Source organism: Streptomyces sp. S.PB5 (assembly GCF_030403745.1).
Taxonomy (GTDB): Bacteria; Actinomycetota; Actinomycetes; order Streptomycetales; family Streptomycetaceae; genus Streptomyces.
This window is the reverse complement of the sequence record NZ_JAQMWP010000013.1, coordinates 36,029-59,468: the sequence shown is the minus strand read 5'-3', so window position 1 is coordinate 59,468 and position 23,440 is coordinate 36,029. Positions and strand designations below refer to the sequence as shown.

21 protein-coding genes and 1 pseudogene are annotated in these 23,440 nt (G+C 71.2%); 16 read left to right on the top strand and 6 right to left on the bottom strand.

Translation table 11 applies throughout. From position 1 onward, the window contains the following. Positions 1-11: 11 nt before the first annotated feature. A complete protein-coding gene (locus PH203_RS30985) occupies positions 12-1,163 on the top strand; it encodes an NADH-quinone oxidoreductase subunit D (RefSeq protein WP_289924090.1) in 1,152 nt (383 codons plus the stop codon). Here the strand turns inward: PH203_RS30985 and PH203_RS30980 are convergent. Beyond that, the gene (locus PH203_RS30980; protein WP_289924089.1) at positions 1,128-2,213 is read right to left on the bottom strand and encodes an SAM-dependent methyltransferase; all 1,086 of its coding nucleotides are present in this window, start codon (positions 2,211-2,213) and stop codon (positions 1,128-1,130) included. The two genes, PH203_RS30985 and PH203_RS30980, sit on opposite strands and share 36 nt — an antisense overlap. A 118-nt stretch (positions 2,214-2,331) precedes the next feature. Between PH203_RS30980 and PH203_RS30975 the strand changes: the two genes are divergently transcribed. The 3 genes from PH203_RS30975 to PH203_RS30965 are packed head-to-tail and all read left to right on the top strand — an operon-like array spanning position 2,332 to position 4,940. Next, a complete protein-coding gene (locus PH203_RS30975; protein ID WP_289924086.1) occupies positions 2,332-3,534 on the top strand; it encodes a sensor histidine kinase in 1,203 nt (400 codons plus the stop codon). Between the two features lie 51 nt (positions 3,535-3,585). Next, positions 3,586-4,257, top strand: coding sequence for a response regulator transcription factor (locus PH203_RS30970; RefSeq protein WP_289924085.1), 672 nt, complete (start codon positions 3,586-3,588; stop codon positions 4,255-4,257). Positions 4,258-4,307: 50 nt separating this feature from the next. Then, positions 4,308-4,940, top strand: a complete 633-nt coding sequence (locus tag PH203_RS30965; protein WP_289924083.1) for an ATP-binding protein — start codon at positions 4,308-4,310, stop codon at positions 4,938-4,940. 4 nt (positions 4,941-4,944) lie between these two features. Here PH203_RS30965 and PH203_RS30960 read toward each other — a convergent pair whose 3' ends face one another. Next, positions 4,945-6,048, bottom strand: coding sequence for a DUF5937 family protein (locus tag PH203_RS30960; RefSeq protein WP_289924081.1), 1,104 nt, complete (start codon positions 6,046-6,048; stop codon positions 4,945-4,947). Positions 6,049-6,128: 80 nt separating this feature from the next. Between PH203_RS30960 and PH203_RS30955 the strand changes: the two are divergent. Then, positions 6,129-6,309 (top strand): annotated as a pseudogene (locus PH203_RS30955) (hypothetical protein); the annotation flags it as partial. 18 nt (positions 6,310-6,327) lie between these two features. Here PH203_RS30955 and PH203_RS30950 read toward each other — a convergent pair. Further along, positions 6,328-7,527: an aminotransferase class I/II-fold pyridoxal phosphate-dependent enzyme gene (locus tag PH203_RS30950; protein ID WP_289924078.1), complete on the bottom strand. Its 1,200-nt coding sequence runs from the start codon at positions 7,525-7,527 to the stop codon at positions 6,328-6,330. 172 nt (positions 7,528-7,699) lie between these two features. On the opposite strand from PH203_RS30950, the gene PH203_RS30945 reads away from it, so the two are divergent. The 10 genes from PH203_RS30945 (at position 7,700) to PH203_RS30900 (ending at position 15,987) form a co-directional block, all read left to right on the top strand. Beyond that, positions 7,700-8,632 carry a DUF2520 domain-containing protein gene (locus PH203_RS30945; protein WP_289924077.1) on the top strand — a complete coding sequence of 311 codons (933 nt, stop codon included), beginning with the start codon at positions 7,700-7,702 and terminating at the stop codon, positions 8,630-8,632. Further along, positions 8,629-9,651: a pantoate--beta-alanine ligase gene (panC, locus tag PH203_RS30940; protein WP_289924076.1), complete on the top strand. Its 1,023-nt coding sequence runs from the start codon at positions 8,629-8,631 to the stop codon at positions 9,649-9,651. Before PH203_RS30945 ends, panC begins: the two co-directional genes overlap by 4 nt. Beyond that, positions 9,648-11,372 carry an L-aspartate oxidase gene (locus PH203_RS30935; protein WP_289924074.1) on the top strand — a complete coding sequence of 575 codons (1,725 nt, stop codon included), beginning with the start codon at positions 9,648-9,650 and terminating at the stop codon, positions 11,370-11,372. The genes panC and PH203_RS30935 overlap by 4 nt, the downstream gene beginning before the upstream one ends. A 5-nt stretch (positions 11,373-11,377) precedes the next feature. Further along, positions 11,378-12,355 carry a carboxylating nicotinate-nucleotide diphosphorylase gene (gene nadC, locus PH203_RS30930; RefSeq protein ID WP_289924072.1) on the top strand — a complete coding sequence of 326 codons (978 nt, stop codon included), beginning with the start codon at positions 11,378-11,380 and terminating at the stop codon, positions 12,353-12,355. A 5-nt stretch (positions 12,356-12,360) separates the two neighbouring features. Continuing rightward, positions 12,361-13,158 (top strand): type III pantothenate kinase, encoded by a 798-nt coding sequence (locus tag PH203_RS30925; protein ID WP_289924071.1) that lies wholly within the window; start codon positions 12,361-12,363, stop codon positions 13,156-13,158. 218 nt (positions 13,159-13,376) lie between these two features. Further along, the gene (locus tag PH203_RS30920; protein ID WP_289924402.1) at positions 13,377-14,039 is read left to right on the top strand and encodes a hypothetical protein; all 663 of its coding nucleotides are present in this window, start codon (positions 13,377-13,379) and stop codon (positions 14,037-14,039) included. 114 nt (positions 14,040-14,153) lie between these two features. Next, positions 14,154-14,333: a hypothetical protein gene (locus PH203_RS30915; protein WP_289924070.1), complete on the top strand. Its 180-nt coding sequence runs from the start codon at positions 14,154-14,156 to the stop codon at positions 14,331-14,333. A gap of 103 nt (positions 14,334-14,436) precedes the next feature. Further along, on the top strand, positions 14,437-14,868 hold the full coding sequence (locus PH203_RS30910; RefSeq protein WP_289924068.1) for a BlaI/MecI/CopY family transcriptional regulator: 432 nt from the start codon (positions 14,437-14,439) through the stop codon (positions 14,866-14,868). Between the two features lie 9 nt (positions 14,869-14,877). Continuing rightward, positions 14,878-15,426, top strand: a complete 549-nt coding sequence (locus tag PH203_RS30905) for an amino-acid N-acetyltransferase (protein ID WP_289924067.1) — start codon at positions 14,878-14,880, stop codon at positions 15,424-15,426. A gap of 225 nt (positions 15,427-15,651) precedes the next feature. Further along, on the top strand, positions 15,652-15,987 hold the full coding sequence (locus PH203_RS30900; protein ID WP_289924066.1) for an Lsr2 family protein: 336 nt from the start codon (positions 15,652-15,654) through the stop codon (positions 15,985-15,987). An 11-nt stretch (positions 15,988-15,998) separates the two neighbouring features. Here PH203_RS30900 and PH203_RS30895 read toward each other — a convergent pair whose 3' ends face one another. Beyond that, the gene (locus PH203_RS30895; protein ID WP_289924065.1) at positions 15,999-16,664 is read right to left on the bottom strand and encodes an SCO3374 family protein; all 666 of its coding nucleotides are present in this window, start codon (positions 16,662-16,664) and stop codon (positions 15,999-16,001) included. Between the two features lie 430 nt (positions 16,665-17,094). Between PH203_RS30895 and PH203_RS30890 the strand changes: the two genes are divergently transcribed. Then, a complete protein-coding gene (locus tag PH203_RS30890; protein ID WP_289924064.1) occupies positions 17,095-19,620 on the top strand; it encodes an ATP-dependent Clp protease ATP-binding subunit in 2,526 nt (841 codons plus the stop codon). A gap of 63 nt (positions 19,621-19,683) precedes the next feature. Here PH203_RS30890 and PH203_RS30885 read toward each other — a convergent pair whose 3' ends face one another. Together PH203_RS30885 and PH203_RS30880 are read right to left on the bottom strand one after the other, a co-directional pair. Beyond that, entirely contained in the window at positions 19,684-22,716 is a 3,033-nt protein-coding gene (locus PH203_RS30885) for an NACHT domain-containing protein (protein ID WP_289924062.1), read from the bottom strand. Positions 22,717-22,776: 60 nt separating this feature from the next. Further along, positions 22,777-23,373, bottom strand: a complete 597-nt coding sequence (locus PH203_RS30880; protein WP_289924060.1) for an HAD family acid phosphatase — start codon at positions 23,371-23,373, stop codon at positions 22,777-22,779. Positions 23,374-23,440: the final 67 nt, after the last annotated feature.

The following is a 23,440-nucleotide window of genomic DNA, read 5'->3' as shown; positions in this document are numbered from 1 at the left end:
AGACTGTGTCCATGACTCCTACGACGGAGACCACGGTCGGAATCGGCGGCGCGGCGGAGAGCACCGACATGGTGCTCAACATCGGGCCCCAGCACCCGTCGACGCACGGTGTGCTGCGCCTCAGGCTCGTCCTGGACGGCGAGCGGATCCAGCACGCGGAGCCGGTGATCGGCTATATGCACCGGGGCGCGGAGAAGCTCTTCGAGGCGCGCGACTACCGCCAGATCATCATGCTCGCCAACCGCCACGACTGGCTGTCGGCCTTCTCCAACGAGCTGGGCGTGGTCCTCGCCGTCGAGCGCATGCTCGGCATGGAGGTCCCCACGCGCGCGGTGTGGACCCGCACGCTCCTCGCCGAGCTCAACCGGGTGCTCAACCACCTGATGTTCCTCGGCTCGTACCCGCTGGAGCTCGGCGGCATCACGCCGGTCTTCTACGCGTTCCGGGAGCGCGAGGTCCTCCAGAACGTCATGGAGGAGGTCTCCGGCGGCCGTATGCACTACATGTTCAACCGCGTCGGCGGCCTCAAGGAGGACCTCCCGGCCGGCTGGTCCTCACGCGCGCGTGCCGCCGTCGCCGCCGTGCGCTCGCGCATGGACGTGTACGACGACCTGGTGCTCGGCAACGAGATCTTCCGGGGGCGCACGCGGGGCGTGGGCGCCCTCGCGCCGGAGACCGTGCACGCGTACGGCGTGAGCGGGCCCATCGCGCGCGCCTCCGGCGTCGACTTCGACCTCCGCCGCGACGAGCCCTACCTCGCGTACGGGGAACTCCAGGACACCCTGAGGGTCGTGACCCGCGCGGAGGGCGACTGCCTCGCCCGTTTCGAGGTCCTCCTGGAGCAGACCCACAACGCCCTCGACCTCGCCGACGCCTGCCTCGACCGGCTCGCCGAGCTGGAGCCCGGCCCGATCAACCAGCGCCTCCCCAAGGTTCTGAAGGCGCCCGAGGGCCACACGTACGCCTGGACCGAGAACCCCCTCGGCATCAACGGCTACTACCTCGTCAGCAAGGGCGAGAAGACCCCCTACCGGCTCAAGCTCCGCTCGGCCTCGTACAACAACATCCAGGCCCTCGTGGAGCTGCTTCCGGGCACGCTGGTCGCGGACATGGTGGCGATCCTGGGGTCACTGTTCTTCGTGGTCGGGGACATCGACAAGTAGGGCGCCCAGGGGTGCGTCCGAAGTGTCCGGTGCGTTCGGGATTCCGACCGGCTGCAGCAGCCATCCGAAGTCGCCGAGGCCGCCGGGTGCGGTGAGTTCGGCGGCTTCGCCGGCGCTCGCGAGGGCGCGTACGTAGGCCGCTGGTTGTGTGGTCGCGAGTGCGAGCGGGGGGCGTGCGCCTGCGATGCCCAAGGCGCGCAGGGCGGCGCGTTGCGTGAGGACGCGCCCCTCGGGCAGGGCGCGCGCGGACCCGGCGTACACGCGCGGAGCGTGCGCGGCGCACGCGTCCAGTGCCACGTGCGCCGTGAGGTCGCACGACCCGTCCGGCACGGGCTCCGTCTCGCGCCCCGCGCGAAACCCGGTGAGTGTCCCGAACAGAGGGCGCGCGTCCGCGGCGTGCGCGTAGTCGACCGCCACCGCGAGCCCCCGCCCCACAGCCGTGACCGCGTCGGCCCACGCCTCGTCCCGGGGCAGCCCGATCTCCGCCCGCAGCCCCTCCTCGGCCGTCAGCGGCCACCACCGCGTGAGCCACGCCGCGTCGGCGCCGGAGAACGGTTCCCCGAGCCGCTCGGCGCCGTCCCGTCGTACGAGCACCCGGCGCGGCACTCCCGCGGAGTCCACCTCGGCGACCTCCAGCGGCACGTTGTCCAGCCACTCGTTGGCGAACAGCAGCCCGGTGATCCCCCGCGGGGGCTCGGGCAGCCACTCGATCCGGTGGTCGAGGCCGGGCGGGCGGGCGGCGACCTCGACGGCGTACGCGCGTGTGCGGGCGGCCACGTCGGAGGGGAGGGCGGCGAGGACGCCGGTGGCCAGTTCGCCCCGGCCCGCGGCCATGTCCACGAAGTCGAGGGTCTCCGGGTGGCCCAGGGCCTGGTCGACCCGGCACAGCAGGCGCGACACGGCCTCGGCGAACAAGGGCGACGCGTGCACCGACGTACGGAAGTGACCGGCCGGGCCCTCGGGGCGGCGGTAGAAGCCGCCGGGGCCGTACAGGGCGGTCTCGGCGGCCTCACGCCAGCCGCGCCACTGGTCCGTCGTCTCGTCCGTCACGTGGTCAGGTTAGGCGTACAGGGGAGCGGAGCCTCCACCTTGGGGAGTAGGCCGGGGGCGCATGGATCGGTCCTCCGGTTGACCCCGGCACGCTTCACGCTTCCCTACGCTGGGTTACGTGCAGCGCCTCTATGACTTCCTCCGCAGGCACCCGACCGGGGTGGACGGCTTCTGGGCCGTCGTCCTGTTCGGGATCACCGCGGCTGCCGGAACCGCGGGCCAGGACCGGGGCGGGACCGACTCCACGGCCCTGCTCGTACCGGTCGTCTTCCTTCTGTGCCTGGTCATCGCGCTGCGTCGGCTCATGCCCGAGAAGATGCTGGTACTGGCCGTCGGGCTCGGCCTGGCCCAGCTGGTGCTGAACGTCGGGGTCACGGCCGCCGACTTCGCCTTCCTGGTGATCGTCTACACCGTCGCCGCCACGGGCGCCCGCTGGGCCTCCCGGCTGGGCCTGGTCATGGCCCTGAGCGCGGCCCCCCTGGCACAGCTGCGATGGCCGCACGAGAACGCGAGCGTGCCCGGTCAGGTCGCGGTCATCGTCTTCCAGACCGTGCCGTTCGCGCTCGCCTGGGTACTCGGGGACTCGATACGGACCCGGCGGGCCTACTTCGCCCAGCTGGAGGAGCGCAACGCCCGGCTGGAGAAGGAGCGCGAGGCGCAGGCCAAGGTCGCGGTCGCCGCCGAACGCGCCCGGATCGCACGCGAGCTCCACGACGTGGTCGCGCACAACGTCTCGGTGATGGTGGTGCAGGCCGACGGCGCCGCCTACGTCCTCGACACGGCGCCCGACCAGGCCAGGAAGGCCCTGGAGACGATCTCCTCCACCGGCCGCCAGGCCCTCGCCGAGATGCGCCGCCTGCTGGGCGTACTGCGCACCGGCGAGCACCAGGAGGTCGGCGAGTACGTCCCGCAGCCCGACGTCGAGCAGATCGACGACCTGGTCGAGCAGTGCCGCACCTCGGGGCTGCCCGTCGACTTCAAGGTCGAGGGCACCCCGCGCCCGCTGCCCAGCGGCGTCGAGCTCACGGCGTACCGGATCGTGCAGGAGGCGCTCACCAACACCCGCAAGCACGGCGGGCCGAACGCGGGCGCCAGCGTGCGCCTGGTCTACTTCGACGACGGGCTCGGCCTGCTCGTCGAGGACGACGGCAAGGGTGCCCCGCACGAGCTGTACGAAGAGGGCGGCACCGACGGACAGGGCCACGGCCTGATCGGTATGCGCGAGCGCGTCGGCATGGTCGGCGGCACTCTGGACGCGGGACCCCGTCCCGGCGGAGGGTTCCGTATCAGTGCGCTGCTCCCGCTCAAACCCGCGCATTGACGCCGACGCACGCCCCCTGTTGACACCTGTAAGACGGAAGAAGAGGACCCGATGACGATCCGTGTGATGCTCGTCGACGACCAGGTGCTGCTGCGCACCGGGTTCCGGATGGTGCTCGCCGCCCAGCCGGACATGGAGGTCGTCGCGGAGGCGGGTGACGGCGTCGAGGCCCTCCAGGTGCTGCGCGCGACGGACGTCGACGTGGTCCTCATGGACGTGCGCATGCCGAAGCTGGACGGCGTGGAGACCACCCGCCGCATCTGCCAGGAGGAGAACCCGCCGAAGGTGCTGATCCTGACCACCTTCGACCTCGACGAGTACGCCTTCTCCGGGCTGAAGGCGGGCGCGTCCGGCTTCATGCTCAAGGACGTGCCGCCCGGCGAACTCCTCGCCGCGATCCGCTCGGTGCACAGCGGCGACGCGGTCGTGGCCCCCTCGACCACCCGCCGCCTCCTCGACCGCTTCGCCCCGATGCTGCCGAGCGCCGGCAAGGAACCCCAGCACAAGGAACTGGAACGGCTCACCGAGCGCGAGCGCGAGGTCATGGTCCTGGTCGCCCAGGGCCTGTCCAACGGTGAGATCGCGGCCCGCCTCGTCCTGTCCGAGGCGACCGTGAAGACCCACGTGGGCCGCATCCTGACCAAGCTCGGGCTCCGGGACCGGGTACAGGTGGTGGTCCTGGCGTACGAGACGGGGCTGGTGCGGGCCGGCGGCCACGGCTGAGGCACAGCAGCCGTGATTCCCGCGTAACCGGCGCCCACTAGGGTCTGCGCATGCTCCTCTGGATCAACGGCCCTTTCGGGGGCGGCAAGACGCAGACGGCGTACGAGATCCAGCGCCGTCTGCCCGGAAGCGTGGTCTGTGACCCCGAGCATGCGGGCTTCGGTCTGCGCCGCATGCTGCCGCCCGAACTCCGCGGGAACTTCCAGGACCTGAAGTCCTGGCGGGACGGCGTGGTCGAGGTCCTCGACCTCGCTCTCGCCAAGCACGACGGCGTGGTCATCGCGCCCATGACGGTCACGAACCCCGTGTACTTCGCGGAGACCGTGGGGCGGCTGGGCGAACTCGGCCACGACGTCCGCCACTTCACCCTGCTGGCTCAGCGCGAGACCGTCCTCAAGCGGCTGCGGGAGCGCGGCTTCGGGCACCTCCTTCAGTACGTCGGTGGGAAGAACTCCGGTCTGGGGCGCGAGACCTGGGCCGTGCAGCAGCTCGACCACTGTCTGGAGCGGCTGAGCGGGCCCGAGTTCGCCGAGCACCTGTGGACGGACGAGTCGACCGTGCCGAAGACGGCCGACCGCATCGCCGTCCTGGCCGGGCTGAGGCTGCGGCCGAACAACGAGGGTGCGCTGCGGACGAGGCTGAGGCAGGTACGGGTCGGGGTGAAGCACATCCGCTTCGACTGACCGGCTACCTGAGGATCCCCTCCAGGAAGTCGCTGCCCAGCCGGGCCACCACGGCTATGTCCAGCTGGTGCTTGACGTACCGTCCGCGGCGGCGGGTGGTGATCAGGCCCGCCTTCTTCAGGACGCCCAGGTGCCGGGATATCTCCGGCGCCGTCATCCCGTGCGCCTGCGCCAGCTCGCTCGTGGTCCAGGCGCTGCGGGCCAGATGGCGGCAGATCCGCATCCGGACCGGATGGGACAGGGCGGTCATCCGCAGGGCGAGCTGCTCGACGGAGGGCGGTGCCGCGAGCTCCGGGGAGCCGACCGGGTAGTGCACCACGGGCTGCCAGCCGGGCCGGTAGAGGACGGCAAGGTGGGGCCAGCCGAGGCTGGTCGGCACGAGGAGGAGATTGCCGTCCCCCGTGGCCGTACGGCCCACGCTCAGCTTGTCGACCGTGATCTCGGCGGCGGTCTCGTCGAGGGCGAGCGCCGGGGACGCGGCGGCGAGCGCCTCGGCCAGGCCCTTGCGGCGTACGAGGTCGGTCTTGTGGCGGGCGTCCGCCGCCAGCTGGTGGCGCAGCCGGGACCAGGTCTCCGCGAAGAAGGCCTCGTCGCAGTCCTGGAGGAACTGGCGCAGCCAGGCCCGGATCCTGGGCGGGTCGGTGAGCAGCAGCTCGGTGAACCGCTCCTGGCGCGGACCGCGCGCGGCGGCCAGCGCCAGGGCACGCCGACCCTGCTCGGCGTCGAAGAGCCAGTCGGTGCCGATGTCGTAGCAGGTCGCGCAGCTGAACTCCAGGGCTGCGCTGACGAACTGTTCGTCCGTCAGCTTGTCCAGGAGGTCCAGTTCCTCCGCGAGCGTGGCACCCGGCAGGGTGCGGCCGCCGGGGATGCCCGCGTACGGCAGGAACAGGTCCGCGAACGTCGTCGTCCACAGGAAGTCCGCGTCGCACATCCGGTCGGCCAGATGCGGGTCGAGCCGGGCCGTCACGGTCGTCACCCAGCCCTGCAGCCCCGGATGGTGCCCCGGCTCGGCCAGCGCGTGCAGCGCCATGCCGAGCTCGGCCAGGGGGGAGGGCACGACGGCGACCCCCTCCGGCCGCAGCCCCGCGATGTCGATGCGCACGCTCATGACCTCATGGTGCACCCCGCCACTGACATCGCCTCCCCCGATTGACGCCCGCCGTCAATCGACGCGACGGCGCGGGCGCCATGAGCATCACGCAGCGGTACCTCCTCGACCTCTACCGCGCCGAGCGGCTCGGGCAGCCCGCCCCGCCCGCGCCCGGCGCCCATGACCGGCAGGCCGTGCGCGAGCTGCGCGACCACCGTCCGGGCCGTCGTCGCCGGGCGGCCGGCCCACGGGCGGATACGACGGACCCTGGGCCGGTGGCGCACCGGCACCCGCGCCCTAGCTGCTGACGCCGGGCAGCCGGGTCACGAAGTCCGCGACGGCCGCCTTCACGTCCTCGGCCGTCCACTCCAGACCGGCGGCGCCCACGGTGACCTCGGCGAGCGCCAGCCCGGGCCCGCCCTGGCCCCAGTAGCCGGTGAACAGATACGTCCCCGTCTCCTCCGCCTGCCGCACCGCCGCCTCGACCAGCACGTCGGGGTCGTACGGCAGCCAGACCTGGAACTGGTGGGTGTGCGGCTCCTCGGGGTGCACGCGCGCCCAGGCCACACCCGCCTCGGCGAACCCCTCCCGCAGCGCGGCCGCCACCACGCGCGCGTGCCGGACGTACTCCGGGAGCCTGGGCAGCTCCCGCTCCAGGCCGACGAGCGCCGACAGCACGGTGGGGAACTGCTGGAAGACCGTCCCGCCGTACCGGTGGCGCCAGGCCTTCGCCTCCTCCACCATCGTCCTCGGGCCGGCGAGCGCCGCTCCGGCGAAGCCTTCGAGCGACTTGTAGAACGACACGTAGACGCTGTCCGCCAGGCCCGCGATCTCGTCCAGGGGGCGGCCGAAGTGGACGGTGGTCTCCCACAGGCGCGCGCCGTCGAAGTGCACCACCGCGTCGCGCTCGCGCGCCGCTTCCACGACCTCCGTGAGCTCCTCCCAGGTGGGCAGGACGAATCCGGCGTCCCTGAGGGGCAGTTCGAGCATCAGGGCGCCACAGGGCTCGTCGAGGTCACGTACCTCGTCGGCGGTGGGCAGCCGGGGCTCGCTGGTCAGGCGCACCGGGCGCAAGCCGCTGACCTGGGCGAGAGCATGGCGTTCGTGGACCTCGGGGTGGGCCAGCGGATGCAGGGCGACCGTCGGGTTGCCGGTGCGGGCCGCCCAGCAGCGCAGGGCGACCTGCTGGGCCATCGTGCCCGTGGGGAAGAACGCGGCGGCCTCCTTGCCCAGCAGGGTCGCGACCCGTTCCTCCAAGGTCGCCACGACCCCGTCGCCGTAGATGTCCACGCTCTCGTCCAGGTCGTACACCTCGGGCGCGGCCTCCGTCAGCGCCGCGAGCCGCTCCCGGAGCGTGCGGCTCGGTCCGCCGCGCCACAGGATGCGCCGCGCCTTGCGTACGGCGCCCCGGCGCCGCTCCCGCAGTCGTTCCTCCGCCGACCGTTCCTCGACCTGTTCCTCGGTCTGTTCCGTAGCCTGCTCCGCCGTATCGCTCATGCTCGGGATCATCCCGCGGGTCCCTCCCACGGACACCCGCATTTCCGCGCCGGTACGGCACGCGGCCGCCCACAGCCTGTGGACGACCGGACGCCCCTTCGACCAATCGCGTTAACATGACGAGAAATCGTCCGGTACCCGGAGCGGACTGGAACGGGAAGGCCGCCGTCGCGTGAGTACAAGCCAACTGCCAGACCCCAAGGACCGCCCCGCGCGGCTCACCGTCGGTGTCGTCGGCGCCGGCCGCGTGGGCCCCGCGCTCGCCGCGTCGCTCCAGCTCGCCGGGCACCGTCCGGTGGCCGTCTCCGGGGTCTCCGACGCCTCCCGCAGGCGGGCCGCGCTGATGCTCCCCGACGTGCCGCTCCTGCCGCCCGCCGAGGTCCTGCAGCGCGCCGACCTGGTGCTGCTCACCGTCCCGGACGACACCCTGCCGGGGCTCGTGGAGGGCCTGGCCGAGACCGGGGCCGTACGTCCCGGGCAGCTGCTGGTGCACACCTCCGGCCGGTACGGCGCGAAGGTCCTGGACCCCGCCCTGCGCGCGGGCGCGCTGCCGCTGGCGCTGCACCCCGCGATGACCTTCACCGGCACCCCTGTGGACGTCCAGCGGCTCGCCGGCTGCTCCTTCGGGGTCACCGCGCCCGAGGAGCTGCGGATGGCCGCCGAGGCCCTCGTCATCGAGATGGGCGGCGAACCGGAGTGGATCGCCGAGGAACGGCGCCCGCTCTACCACGCGGCGCTCGCGCTCGGCGCGAACCACCTGGTCACCCTGGTCGCCCAGTCCATGGAGCTGCTGCGCTCGGCGGGCGTCGAGGCCCCCGACCGGATGCTCGGCCCGCTGCTCGGCGCCGCCCTCGACAACGCCCTGCGCTCCGGTGACGCGGCCCTGACCGGCCCCGTCGCGCGCGGGGACGCGGGCACCGTCGCCGCGCACGTCAGCGAGCTGCGCAAGCACGCCCCGCAGACCGTCGCCGGCTACCTGGCGATGGCCCGCGCGACCGCCGACCGGGCACTCGCCCACGGCCTGCTCAAACCCGAGCTCGCCGAGGACCTCCTCGGGGTACTCGCCCACGGCACGAATCCGTCGGAGAACGGGGAAGACCGATGAGCCGCCGCCCCTTCGAACTCGCCCCCACCGTCGATGACCTGCGGTATGTGCACGACCACTTCGCGGTGCCGGGACGCACTGCCGTCGTCATGACCATGGGCGCCCTGCACGAGGGGCACGCGACCCTGATCAGGGCTGCCCGCGAGCACGTCGGCAGCAAGGGCTTCGTGATCGTCACCGTCTTCGTCAACCCCCTGCAGTTCGGTGCGGGCGAGGACCTCGACCGCTATCCGCGCACCCTCGACGCCGACCTCAAGATCGCCGAACAGTCGGGCGCGGACGTCGTGTTCGCCCCCTCCGCCGACGAGGTCTACCCCGGCGGCGAGCCCCAGGTCCGCATCAGCGCGGGCCCCATGGGCGAGCGCCTGGAGGGCTCCTCGCGCCCCGGCCACTTCGACGGCATGCTCACCGTCGTCGCCAAGCTGCTGCACCTCACCCGCCCCGACGTCGCCCTGTTCGGCCAGAAGGACGCCCAGCAGCTCGCCCTGATCCGCCGCATGGTGCGGGACCTGAACTTCGGCGTCGAGATCGTCGGCGTACCCACCGTCCGCGAGGACGACGGGCTGGCCCTGTCCAGCCGCAACCGCTACCTCTCGCCCAAGGAGCGGCGCACCGCGCTCGCGCTGTCCCGGGCACTGTTCGCGGGCCGCGACCGGCACGCGGCGCAGGAGGCGCTGCGGGCACGCGCGCGTGAGGTGCCCGCCACGCACGCGCGTGCCGAGGCGCTCAGCGCCATAGGGGAGTCCCGCGCGGCCGCCGACACGCACGCCGTCGCCAAGGCGCTCCCGGGCGCCCCCTCCGCCGTCCGCGCCGCCGCCCGCCAGATCCTCGACGAGGCCGCCCGCCTCGACCCGCCGATCGCCCTGGACTACCTCGCGCTCGTCGATCCGTCCGACTTCTCCGAGATCACCGACGACTTCACCGGCGAGGCCGTTCTCGCCGTCGCCGCCCGGGTCGGGACGACCCGCCTGATCGACAACATCCCCCTCACCTTCGGAACCCTCGGAGCCGCCTCGTGACCAGCACAGGCATACGACTGCACGCCCCCGCGCCCGGATGGTCCATCGACGCGGACGTCGTGGTCGTGGGTTCCGGCGTCGCCGGCCTCACCGCGGCCCTGCGCTGCGAGGCGGCGGGGCTGCGCACGGTCGTCGTCACCAAGGCCCGCCTCGACGACGGCTCCACCCGCTGGGCCCAGGGCGGCATCGCCGCGGCCCTCGGCGAGGGCGACACCCCCGAGCAGCACCTCGACGACACCCTGGTCGCGGGCGCGGGCCTGTGCGACGAGAGCGCCGTACGGATCCTCGTCACCGAGGGCCCCGACGCCGTGCGCCGTCTCATCGAGACCGGGGCGCACTTCGACGAGTCCGAGGAAGGCGGCCTGGAGCTCACCCGCGAGGGCGGCCACCACCGCCGCCGTATCGCGCACGCCGGCGGCGACGCGACCGGCGCGGAGATCTCCCGGGCGCTCGTGGAGGCGGTACGCGCGCGTGGGCTGCGCACGATCGAGAACGCGCTCGTCCTGGACCTGCTGACCGACGCCGACGGCCGTACGGCGGGTGTCTCGCTGCACGTCATGGGCGAGGGCCAGCACGACGGCGTGGGCGCCGTGCACGCCCCCGCGGTCGTCCTCGCGACCGGCGGCATGGGCCAGGTCTTCTCCGCGACCACCAACCCGTCCGTCTCCACCGGCGACGGGGTCGCACTCGCCCTGCGCGCGGGAGCGGAGGTCAGCGACCTGGAGTTCGTGCAGTTCCACCCGACCGTGCTCTTCCTCGGCCCCGACGCCGAGGGCCAGCAGCCCCTGGTCTCCGAGGCCGTACGCGGTGAAGGCGCCCACCTGGTCGACGCCGACGGCGTGCGCTTCATGGTCGGGCAGCACGAACTGGCCGAGCTCGCCCCCCGGGACATCGTCGCCAAGGGCATCATGCGGCGCATGCAGGAGCTCGACGCCGAGCACATGTTCCTCGACGCCCGGCACTTCGGCGCCGACATGTGGGCGCACCGCTTCCCGACGATCCTCGCGGCCTGCCGCGCCCACGGCATCGACCCGGTCACCGAGCCCATCCCGATCGCCCCGGCCGCCCACTACGCCTCCGGCGGCGTGCGCACCGACTCGCAGGGCCGTACGACCGTCCCTGGCCTGTACGCGTGCGGCGAGGTCGCCTGCACCGGCGTGCACGGCGCCAACCGGCTCGCCTCCAACTCCCTCCTGGAGGGCCTGGTCTACGCCGAGCGCATCGTCGAGGACATCACGGCCGCCCACGCGGCGAACGGCCGCCACGCGCGCGTGCCCGCGACGGTCGAGCACCCCGCGACCCCTGTGACCCCCGCGCACCCCCTGCAGTCTCCCGAGGCGCGGTTCGCGATCCAGCGGATCATGACCGACGGCGCCGGCGTCCTGCGCTCGGCGGACTCCCTGGAGAAGGCCGCCGAACAGCTCCAGCAGCTGCACACCGACGCCCGTGACGCCCTCGACGAGGACGGCAAGACGGCCGAGCCCGGCGTGGACACCTGGGAGGCCACCAACCTCCTGTGCGTGGCCCGCGTCCTGGTCGCCGCCGCACGCCTGCGTGAGGAGACCCGCGGCTGCCACTGGCGCGAGGACCGGCCCGACCGCGACGACGCGGCATGGCGCCGCCACATCGTCGTACGGCTGAATCCGGACCGCACACTCGCCGTACACACCACCGATACCGCAGACTTCCCCCCGACCCGGCAGCCCCTTCAGGAGCAGTGACACCAGTGAGCACCGACGACCTTCCCCTCGCCTCGTCCGGCGGCTGCGGCGACGGCTGCGCCTGCGGCGCCGAGGGCGACGCGGAGTACCTGGAGTGCGGGCTCGACCCCGCGCTCGCCCAGCTCCTGGCCGACGCCGGGCTCGACCCGGTCGAGGTCGAGGACATCGCCAACGTGGCCATCCAGGAGGACCTGGACCACGGCGTGGACGTGACGACGGTCGCGACCATCGCCGAGGACGCCGTCGCCACCGCCGACTTCGTCGCGCGCGAGGCGGGCGTCGTGGCGGGCCTGCGGGTCGCCGAGGCGGTCGTCTCGGTGGTCTGCGAGGACGAGTTCGAGGTCGAGCGGCATGTCGAGGACGGCGACCGGGTGGAGGCCGGGCAGAAGCTCCTGTCGGTCACCACGCGCACGCGTGACCTGCTGACCGCCGAGCGCAGCGCGCTGAACCTGCTGTGCCGGCTGTCGGGCATCGCGACCGCCACGCGCGCGTGGGCGGACGCCCTGGACGGCACGAAGGCACGCGTGCGTGACACGCGGAAGACCACGCCCGGACTGCGCTCGCTGGAGAAGTTCGCGGTGCGGTGCGGCGGGGGCGTGAACCACCGGATGTCCCTGTCGGACGCGGCTCTGGTGAAGGACAACCACGTGGTCGCCGCCGGTGGTGTCGCCCAGGCCTTCAAGGCCGTCCGCGAGACCTTCCCGGACGTGCCGATCGAGGTCGAGGTCGACACCCTGCACCAGCTGCGCGAGGTCGTGGAGGCGGGTGCCGACCTGATCCTGCTCGACAACTTCACGCCGGGGGAGTGCGAGGAGGCGGTCGCGCTGGTGCACGGGCGCGCCGCGCTGGAGGCCTCGGGCCGGCTCACGCTGGACAACGCGCGCGCGTACGCCGAGACCGGCGTCGACTACCTCGCCGTGGGCGCCCTCACGCACTCCTCGCCGATCCTGGACATCGGTCTCGACCTGCGCGAGGCGGAGTAGTCGCGATGCTCCTCACGATCGACGTAGGAAACACGCACACCGTCCTCGGGCTCTTCGACGGCGAGGAGATCGTCGAGCACTGGCGCATCTCCACGGACGCGCGCCGCACCGCCGACGAGCTGGCGGTGCTGCTCCAGGGCCTCATGGGCATGCACCCGCTGCTCGGCGACGAACTCGGCGACGGCATCGACGGCATCGCGATCTGCGCGACCGTGCCGTCGGTGCTGCACGAGCTGCGCGAGGTGACGCGGCGGTACTACGGCGACGTGCCGGCGGTGCTGGTGGAGCCGGGGGTGAAGACGGGGGTGCCGATCCAGTTCGACAACCCCAAGGAGGTCGGCGCCGACCGCATCATCAACGCCGTCGCGGCGAACGAGCTCTACGGCGGCCCCGCGATCGTCGTCGACTTCGGTACGGCGACCACCTTCGACGCGGTGTCCGCGCGCGGGGAGTACGTCGGCGGGGTCATCGCCCCCGGTATCGAGATCTCCGTGGAGGCCCTCGGGATCCGGGCCGCGCAGCTGAGGAAGATCGAGGTGGCCCGGCCCAGGAACGTGATCGGCAAGAACACCGTCGAAGCCATGCAGTCGGGTGTCGTGTACGGCTTCGCCGGGCAGGTCGACGGGGTCGTGACCCGTATGGCCCGGGAGCTCGCCGACGACCCGGACGACGTGACGGTGATCGCGACGGGCGGACTGGCGCCGATGGTGCTGGGCGAGGCGTCGGTGATCGACGAGCACGAGCCGTGGCTGACGCTGATCGGACTGCGGCTGGTGTACGAGCGGAACGTGTCGCGGATGTGAGCCGGGGCGGGTGACGGCGGCGGCCCGGCCTCCGGGCGCCCGGCTCCCGCCCGGAGCCGCACTCGCGTCCGCGGGGCCCCGCGCGAGCGCTCGCCCCGACCCCACGCGCGCGTCCGCCCGAGTGGCTCCGCGCGCCACACCCGGCCGCCTTATGTCGAATTTGTCTGATTAGCGCGTACTGTCGCACCATGCCCACGCCATACGGATCCCGCGGCGGCATGGCGTTCGGCGTGGAGGAGCTGCGTGTGCTCCGCCGCGCTCTCGCCCTCGCCCTTCACCCCCGAACCGCCTCGGCCGAAGACGTCCAAGACTGTCTCCGCCTGGCCGACTCCCTGGACGAGGCGATGCGCGAGGGCGCCAGGCTGCGCGCCTTCCTGGTGGCCGACCTCGCCCGGTATCGCGCCGCCCTGCCCGGTACCGCCGCCGGTTATCTCGCCCTCCTGGAGGAAGCCCTGAGCGCCGGGTACCGGCCGGAGGTCGACGACCTCGCCGGGCTCAGAGCGCTGCGCGGCAACCCCGTGGCGGCCGCCCTCCTGGACCGCTGCCTCGCCCTCGCCGAGCAGGACGTACGCGCCCGGCTGGCCCGCGGTGCGGTCCGGCGGTCCACCCCGGCCGTCCCGGCCTCCCGTACCCGCCTCCTGGCCCTTCCCGGGGGCCTTTCCGACGGCTCCGCGGCCGCCGGCGAGGAAGCAGCCGCGGAACAGCCCGGCGAGCAGCCCCGGACGCCGGAGAAGAAGCCCGCTCAAAAGCCGGCCGCCCCCAAACCGGCCCCCGCCGGCCCCGCCCCCGCGCGCCCCATCCCCACCCCCGGCGAGGTCTTCCCCCGCCGCAAACCGGCCTCTCCGCCCCCGAACCCGCCGCAGCAGCTCGCCGCGGGCTGAGCCGCGCCGGAGACGAGCCCGGGGGCCGGACCCGACACCACGGGTCGCGGCCCCCGCGCCCGGCAACCCGGCCCCCCGCCTCGCTCCGCTCGGCCCCGTGGCTACCCTGGACGCATGGACTACGTCTCCGCGCTCGTGCCCCCGGTCGTCATGGCCGTGTTCTTCATCAGCGTGATCAGGGTGATCGTGAAGACCCAGGGCGGGGCGAACAAGGCCAAGGAGGACGCGGCCGTCGACGCCGTCCTCGCGCGCGTGGAGAACGGCAAGCAGACCTCCGCGCACACCGACGCCTGAGGCCCGATTCCGGCATCTTCATCGGCGTACGACTCCCACTTTCCGAGTCGTACGCCCTTTTTGTTCTTGTTTCCCACTATTGTCCTGAGCTGTGCCTCGCCCATTGGGAGAACTCGAAGACGCGGTCATGACGCGGGTGTGGAAGTGGAACCGCCCGGTGACCGTTCGAGAAGTCCTGGAAGACCTTCAGCAGGAACGGTCCATCGCATACACCACGGTGATGACCGTTTTGGACAATCTCCATCAGAAGGGCTGGGTGCGGCGGGAGGCCGAAGGACGGGCCTATCGATATGAGGCCGTGTCCACCCGAGCCGCCTACGCCGCCGCCCTGATGAACGACGCCTGGTCGCAGAGCGACAACCCGGCGGCCGCTCTCGTCGCGTTCTTCGGGATGATGAGCGAGGAACAGCGCCATGCGCTGCGCGACGCCGTACGGATCGTCCAAGGACCGGAAACCGCCGGACCTGCACCGGATACCCCTGCCGAAACACGTGGTGAGAACCCCGGCTCGGCAACGGAGGGTGTCGGGCGATAGCGTCCGCACATGTCCGCAGAGAGCTCGTCGGCGCAGAGCCCCGAAGTCACCGCAAAAGCCATCACCGTTCGCCGGGCCCGTACCAGCGATGTCGCGGCCGTACGCAGTCTCCTCGACGAGTACGTCCGCGCCCGCATCCTGCTCGACAAAGCCACCGTGACGCTTTACGAGGACATCCAGGAGTTCTGGGTCGCCGAACGCGATGACAACGGCGAGGTCGTCGGGTGCGGCGCACTGCATGTGATGTGGGAAGACCTCGCGGAAGTGCGCACTCTCGCCGTGAAGCGGGGCCTGAAGGGCGCCGGTGTCGGCCATCAGCTGCTGGAGAAGTTGCTGGACACCGCGCGCTGGCTCGGTGTTCGGCGGGTTTTCTGTCTCACCTTCGAAGTGGACTTCTTCGGCAAGCACGGCTTCGTCGAGATCGGGGAGACGCCTGTCGACACCGATGTCTACGCGGAGCTGCTGCGTTCCTATGACGAGGGTGTCGCGGAGTTCCTCGGTCTCGAACGAGTGAAACCGAACACCTTGGGCAACAGCCGGATGCTTCTGCATCTGTGATCGTCACGCCCTATTCCACGGGACGGCCCTGCCCAGGTTCCCTATGTCCGAAACGCGCATGTTTCCGGACCATGCGTGGTCGGTCAGTCTCTCCCAGGGGTTTGTGTTTTTCCAGGAAAAGCGGTTTGCTTTCCGACGTACTGCAGTACTGCATATAACAGGGGGCGGCGAAACGGCGGACGCCGCAGACCCCAGTCCCTCAAGTTATCGATGAAAGGAAATCCGGTGGCACAGAAGGTTCAGGTCCTTCTTGTCGACGACCTCGACGGCGGCGAGGCGGACGAGACCGTGACGTTCGCGCTGGACGGCAAGACGTACGAGATCGATCTCACGACTGCCAATGCGGACAAGCTCCGTGGCCTTCTCGAGCCTTACGTGAAGGGTGGTCGTCGTACCGGAGGCCGCGCCGCGGGCGGTCGCGGAAAGGCGCGTGCGGCTACCGGCGGCAGCCAGGACACCGCTCTGATCCGCGCCTGGGCGAAGGAGAACGGTCACGAGGTCAACGACCGCGGCCGTGTTCCCGCAGCCATTCGCGAGGCTTACGAGAAGGCCAACGCCTGACCCGCGACGCTTTATCGGCGGGCCGGCGGCTGAGCACACGCGCGCAACCGCGAGCGGTGGCACTGCGTGGCCACCGTGTCCAGCAGCCTTACGAGATCGGGGGCGTCACCACCGCCCCCCAAGGCCGACAAGGTCGGCAGCGAGGCCTCGACCTCGCGCCCCGGCACGGGGGGCCGCAGCCACACGGCGGCCCCCTGCAGGGCATCACGGCGCCCCACGGGCGGACACCACGCATCCGTCCCCCTGGGCACCGGGACCTGTCGTACGACGTCGGACGGCGCTCCCGGCTCGGGGGGCCGCGGCGCGTCCATGGCCCCGCCCTCGCCGATCGCCGCCAGACCGAGCGGCAGGGATCCCCACTCCAGCCAGTCCAGCACCCCGGGCACCTCGTCCGCGCTGCCCGCGGCCAGCAGCAGCCGCATCCGGTCGCCCTGCACGGCCACCGGAGAGTCCGGCGCCAGGTGCCGCAGCCCGGCCCGGCCCGCCTCCAGGGGGACGTCCAGGACGTCGAAGCACGGGCCCACGCGCAGTCGCACCGGGGAACCCGGCTTCCCGGGCACCGTCGGCCACCCCAGTTCGTTCTCGTACCACCGGCGGACCTGATCGCTCGCTTCGAGCGGCCGGCGGGGGAAGGGGACCGTGGTGACCGTCGAGACCGGGGGGACTGTGCCAACCATGCCAAGTGCAACCGCCGCGAGGGCGCCCGAGTTACGCTGGGTGTTCCCGTGATTGCACAGGGTGTGGGAAGAGTGGGCGTTCGGGGGTGTGGTCTGGCGCAAGGTTGTTCGCCCGTAGCGGAGGGAACCGGTGCGCGCGGCATGGAGTGTCAGTCCCAGCGGGTAAGACATCCCTAGTGGGAGGGGGCGACACGCAGGACAGGACGTCTCACGTTCGCCATCGGCGTACTGGAGGTAGGGGTAACTGCCTGGCCTGCGGGAACATCGTCTCGCACCATCGGGTTGGAGCAGATGTCGGCGTCACGGGTCAGGAGGCCATCCACGGTGTCGGCAGTTGGAATGAGCGGTCCCCGCTTGCGGGACTAAGCTGCGGAAGGACAGGGAGGGGAAGTTCCCCCCACTGCCTGACCGCTCTGAGGAGCGATTAACGATGTTCGAGAGGTTCACCGACCGCGCGCGGCGGGTTGTCGTCCTGGCTCAGGAAGAAGCCCGGATGCTCAACCACAACTACATCGGCACCGAGCACATCCTCCTGGGCCTGATCCACGAGGGTGAGGGTGTCGCCGCCAAGGCCCTTGAGAGCCTCGGGATTTCGCTCGAGGCGGTCCGCCAGCAGGTGGAGGAGATCATCGGCCAGGGCCAGCAGGCCCCGTCCGGGCACATCCCCTTCACCCCCCGTGCCAAGAAGGTCCTGGAGCTGTCGCTCCGCGAGGCCCTTCAGCTGGGTCACAACTACATCGGCACGGAGCACATCCTGCTCGGCCTGATCCGTGAGGGCGAGGGCGTCGCCGCCCAGGTCCTGGTCAAGCTGGGCGCAGATCTCAACCGGGTGCGGCAGCAGGTCATCCAGCTGCTCTCCGGCTACCAGGGCAAGGAGACCGCCACCGCCGGCGGGCCTGCCGAGGGCACCCCCTCGACGTCCCTGGTCCTCGACCAGTTCGGCCGGAACCTCACCCAGGCCGCTCGTGAGTCCAAGCTCGACCCGGTCATCGGGCGCGAGAAGGAGATCGAGCGGGTCATGCAGGTGCTGTCCCGCCGTACGAAGAACAACCCGGTCCTGATCGGTGAGCCCGGCGTCGGCAAGACCGCCGTCGTCGAGGGCCTCGCCCAGGCCATCGTCAAGGGCGAGGTGCCCGAGACCCTCAAGGACAAGCACCTCTACACCCTCGACCTCGGCGCGCTGGTCGCCGGCTCCCGCTACCGCGGTGACTTCGAGGAGCGCCTGAAGAAGGTCCTCAAGGAGATCCGCACCCGCGGCGACATCATCCTGTTCATCGACGAGCTCCACACGCTGGTCGGTGCGGGTGCCGCCGAGGGCGCCATCGACGCGGCTTCGATCCTGAAGCCGATGCTGGCCCGTGGCGAGCTGCAGACCATCGGTGCGACGACCCTGGACGAGTACCGCAAGCACCTGGAGAAGGACGCGGCCCTGGAGCGCCGCTTCCAGCCCATCCAGGTCGCCGAGCCGTCCCTGCCGCACACGATCGAGATCCTCAAGGGTCTCCGTGACCGGTACGAGGCCCACCACCGCGTCTCCATCACGGACGAGGCGCTGGTCCAGGCCGCGACGCTGGCCGACCGGTACATCTCGGACCGCTTCCTGCCGGACAAGGCGATCGACCTGATCGACGAGGCCGGTTCCCGGATGCGCATCCGCCGGATGACCGCGCCGCCGGACCTCCGCGAGTTCGACGAGAAGATCGCGGGCGTGCGTCGCGACAAGGAGTCGGCGATCGACTCCCAGGACTTCGAGAAGGCGGCCTCTCTCCGCGACAAGGAGAAGCAGCTGCTGGCGGCGAAGGCCAAGCGCGAGAAGGAGTGGAAGGCCGGCGACATGGACGTCGTCGCCGAGGTCGACGGCGAGCTGATCGCCGAGGTCCTCGCGACCGCCACCGGCATCCCGGTCTTCAAGCTGACTGAGGAGGAGTCCTCGCGTCTGCTGCGCATGGAGGACGAGCTCCACAAGCGGGTCATCGGCCAGGTCGACGCCGTCAAGGCGCTGTCGAAGGCGATCCGTCGTACGCGTGCGGGCCTCAAGGACCCGAAGCGTCCCGGTGGTTCGTTCATCTTCGCGGGCCCGTCCGGTGTCGGTAAGACCGAGCTGTCCAAGGCGCTCGCCGAGTTCCTCTTCGGTGACGAGGACGCGCTGATCTCCCTCGACATGTCGGAGTTCAGCGAGAAGCACACGGTGTCGCGGCTCTTCGGTTCGCCCCCCGGTTACGTGGGCTACGAAGAGGGCGGCCAGCTGACGGAGAAGGTGCGGCGCAAGCCGTTCTCGGTGGTCCTCTTCGACGAGGTCGAGAAGGCCCACCCGGACATCTTCAACTCGCTGCTGCAGATCCTGGAGGACGGTCGTCTGACCGACTCCCAGGGCCGGGTCGTGGACTTCAAGAACACGGTCATCATCATGACGACCAACCTCGGCACGCGGGACATCTCCAAGGGCTTCAACCTGGGCTTCGCGGCCTCGGGTGACACGAAGACCAACTACGAGCGCATGAAGAACAAGGTCTCGGACGAGCTCAAGCAGCACTTCCGGCCGGAGTTCCTCAACCGCGTGGACGACGTCGTCGTCTTCCCGCAGCTCACCCAGGCGGACATCCTCGCCATCGTCGACCTGATGGTCGGCAAGGTGGACGAGCGCCTGAAGGACCGGGACATGGGCATCGAGCTGTCCCAGACCGCCAAGGAGCTGCTGTCCAAGAAGGGTTACGACCCGGTGCTGGGCGCGCGGCCGCTGCGCCGCACGATCCAGCGGGAGATCGAGGACACGCTGTCGGAGAAGATCCTCTTCGGCGAGCTGCGTCCCGGTCACATCGTGGTCGTGGACACGGAGGGCGAGGGCGACACGGCCACCTTCACCTTCCGGGGTGAGGAGAAGTCGGCGCTGCCGGACGTTCCGCCCATCGAGCAGGCGGCCGGCGGGGCTGGGCCGAATCTGAGCAAGGACGCGTAGCCCTTCGGGATTGCGCGGAGCAAGGGGCCGCCCCGGGACTTCGGTTCCGGGGCGGCCCCTTTTTCAGCTCGGATACATGTTGATCTCGACGTCCGGGAAGAGGCCGGCGTACCGGGCGGCGGGAACGGGCTCGCCGAGACTGCTGTAGAGATCCACCGAGCGCAGCCCGGGAAGCCTGGGCGCCAGGGCGGAGAGATCCTCGGCGCCGTGCATCTCGATCACCCGCAACGCTTCGATGCCCGGCAGTTCCGGCATGGCCTCGATGGAGTACGGAAAGTCCCGGATGATCGCGGCGCTCAGATAGAGGCGCCGCAGCTCGGGCAGCTCGGTGACGGCCTGCCAGTCGGCGGAGGACAGTTCCGCGTTCGGCGGTCCGATGCTGAGCGTCCGCAGACCGGTCCAGTGCTCCAGCCCGCGCAGTCCCGTGCGAAAGATGGTGTTCTGGCCGAGGAAGAGGAACTCCAGCGGGGAGTCGACCGGCAGGACGTCTTTGAGGTTGGTGCCCGGCAGCTCGTGCACGAGGGACAGACGGCGCAGCGACCGCAGCGAACGGAGTCCGGTCACATCGGCGATGTCGCGGCATCCGAGCAGGTCGAGCGGGAGCGCGGCGAGCCGGTCCAGTCCTCCCACCGGGCAGTTCACCAGCCACAGTTCACGGAGCGAGCCGAACCCCAGCAGGGCGTCGGCATCGGTGAGGAAGGGGTTGTCGCGCACGTCGAGCTGGACCAGGGCGTCCGGCACCGGCACCGCGGCCGAGATGTCCTCGATGCGGTGCGGGCCCGTGAAGGCGAGGTGCGGCCAGGGCTGCATCCGGCCGAGGGCCGCGCGCTGTTCGGCCGACTTGCAGGTGATGAAGAGGTCCGTCCGCTCCAGATGCCCCAGGACCTCCGCGGCGTACTCCTCGGTGTCGAAGCGATGCCAGGTGCCCGCGAGCTGGCGCCGCACGCCGAGATCCGGATGCGCCCGGTAGCGCCGCAACACGGCCAGCGCACCCTCGGGTTCCTCCGTCCCCAGGCGGGACGCGGTGACGGTGACGCAGACCGCCTCCGCGGCCGTCAGGTCCTTCGGCCCTGGCAGCAGCTCCAGCACCAGCGGCCCCGCCTCCGCCAGCGTCTTCGCCTCCTCCGTCGTGCGCGGCGGAATCAGCGCGGCCGCCTGCGACTCGACCGCCGCCCGCACTTCCGGATCCAGTGCGGTGGCGTGTTCCAGGGAGGCCAGGGCCAGCAAGGTCAGTCGAGGAGCCTTCCGGGACAGCAACTGCCGTAGCAGGAAGGCCCGTTCTCTCGGCCGGGCGTGGGCGATCGCCAGCCGGACCACGTCCTCCCACTGGGTGTCGTCCGCGTGGCTGAGCAGGACGTCCAGGTGGCCCTCCTCCACCGCGTAACGTGCGCCCAGATAGTCCTGGAACGTGCGGTGCACGAAGTCGACGACCCCGTGGGCGGGCTGGCGCAGCAGACCGCTCCGGAGCAGCAGCGTCTGCAGCACGGCCGGTGCGTCGCCCCGCACGGCGATCGACGGCAGGCATCGCTCCACGATCCCCTCGGCCGTCTCGACGTCCATCTCGGTACGGCCGCTCAACACCAGGGCGTACGCCAGTCGTTGCAACACCTCCAGCTGAGCCTCCTCGCCCAGCTCCAGCTCCAGCTCCATCCCCCGCTCGCGGTCCCGGCGCGAGAGGAGCATCGCGAGGGCGGCGTCGTACAACTCCTTGCGGCCTGTGGGGAGATAGCCGCGCCGCTCCCTGTGCAGGGCGCAGATCAGGCCGCACATCAGAGGGTTGGTGGCGAGGCGGGCGAGATCTCGCTTGGTCCTCAAGGAGTCCAGCAGCGGCTCCTCGTACTCCGCCGCCTCCGCCGCCGTGTGCCAGCGTCGTACGAACGTGGCGACCTCGGTGCGGCGCATCGGGGCCAGGGAGAGTTCGCTGAAGCCCTCTGATGCCAGCCAGTCCGTGCGTACGGCGGTCGGGCGGGAGGTCAGGAGCCAGTGGTTGCCCGGGAAGGTGCGGATGAGGGACTCGAGCCAGTCCCGGGTGCGGTTGCGGTCGGCGGTGGGGATCTCGTCCAGGCCGTCCACCAGGATCAGGCCGCGTCCTGCCGCCAGGACGCGTTCCGCCCAGCCCTCCGGGGGAGTCAGGGGACAGCTCACCGCCGAGAGGAAGGACGACGGGGTGGGCAGCGCTCCTGCGCGGATCAGGGTCCGGAGCGGGAGGACGTACGGGATTCTCGTCGCCTCCCTCGCCGCCGTCACCGCCAGCCACTGCACCAGGGTGGTCTTGCCCGAGCCGGCGTCGCCTCGCAGCAGGACCCTGTCATGGGTCAGCAGGGCGTTCTCGGCGGGGAGTTGGACGGTCAGCGGGCCGCCGGGGCGGTCCTCCGGGAGGATGTGTTCCTCGACCGCCGTCGCCTCCAGGCTCAGGTAGGCCACTTCGAGGGGCCAGCGGTCGGGGGAGTCGCGGAGGTCGATGCCGTAGATGGTGATGTGGTTGTGGCGGTTCGCGATGTGCGGGAGGTAGCGGCGTTCGAAGGCCCGGTCCGCCGCGCCCGGGCGGGGGCCGAGCGTCAGCAACTCGTCCACCTTGGCCGTGAGTTCCGTCTGCGCCCGGGTCTGTTCCACCAGCGTGCGCGCCACGAACGTCGACCGGCGTGTGAAGAACTCCAGGATCTGCAGGCACGCCCACTCGGTCGCCGAGTCGAGGAACAGGCCCGCGTCGATCGACAGGCCGTCGGAGGGGGCGGCGCGGGACAGTCGGACGGACAGTTCGCGGTGGCCCAGGCGTACTGCCTGTACGTCGTCCATGTCCAGGTCGCCGAGGGCGAGGAGGCGGTCGGCCAAGGCATGGGTGACGGCGGGCTGTTCGGCGGACGGGAACGGCGGCTCGCCCGGTGAGTCCATCGCCTGGGTCACCAGGCGGTCGGCGAGCTTGTGGACTTCCTTCTCGCCCAGCGTCCGCTTCTCGCCCCGGAACGAGACCAGGTCGGCCAGGCGTACCGGCTTGTCCACCAGGCCCGCGCCCGGGGCCTGGGCCACGAAGAGCCGTTTCACCAAGGAGGCCACGACGCCCGAGGCCAACTTGCCGCCCAGTACCGTCGGATCCATCCGCCTCACCCCCGTGATCGTGCGAACGGAGGTGAGGCTACCGGGAGTTGAGCTGCGACGTCAGGACAGCTGGCCGTTGTAGTCCGGGAGCTTGTACGTCTTCTCGGCGTGGCCGCCCGACAGGTCGGTGGCGCTGTTGCCGATGTTCGCGATGATCGTGTAGCCCTTGTTCTCGATGTCGACGCGCTGGGCCGTCTTGTAGGCGGCGACGTCCTTGAACAGGTCGATGAAGTTGCGGACGTAGAGGCCGGAGACCTCGTAGCCCACGTTCTTGAGGTTGTAGTCGGTGAACGAGTAGATGATGCCGGGGCGGGCCGTGACGAAGAAGAGGGCCACGCCGTGGTCCTGGGCGTACTCGGCCACGTCCAGGACCGGCTGGTTGGCCGGCTGCGGGTAGCTGAAGCCGAAGTCGGTCTCCAGGGTGGTGTTGTCGATGTCGAAGACGATGGCCTGCTTCTCGCCGGGCTTCGTCGCGGCGATCCGCTGCTTGAGATAGGGCAGTGCCTGGTTCATGACCGTCTGGCAGTCCTGCTGCCAGGTGGTGTAGTCGACGTCCTCGGCCGTCGCGGCGTCGGCCGGGGCGGCCATGGCGACGAGGGCCGTGGTGGAGACGGCGGTGACGGCGATACGGCGCACCAAGGGGCGGCGGCTCTTCATGGGTGGGGGTCCTCTCACGTCCGCAATGCTGCCGTTGACGGGTGCATGTTCGTTGGCGTGGGTGGCG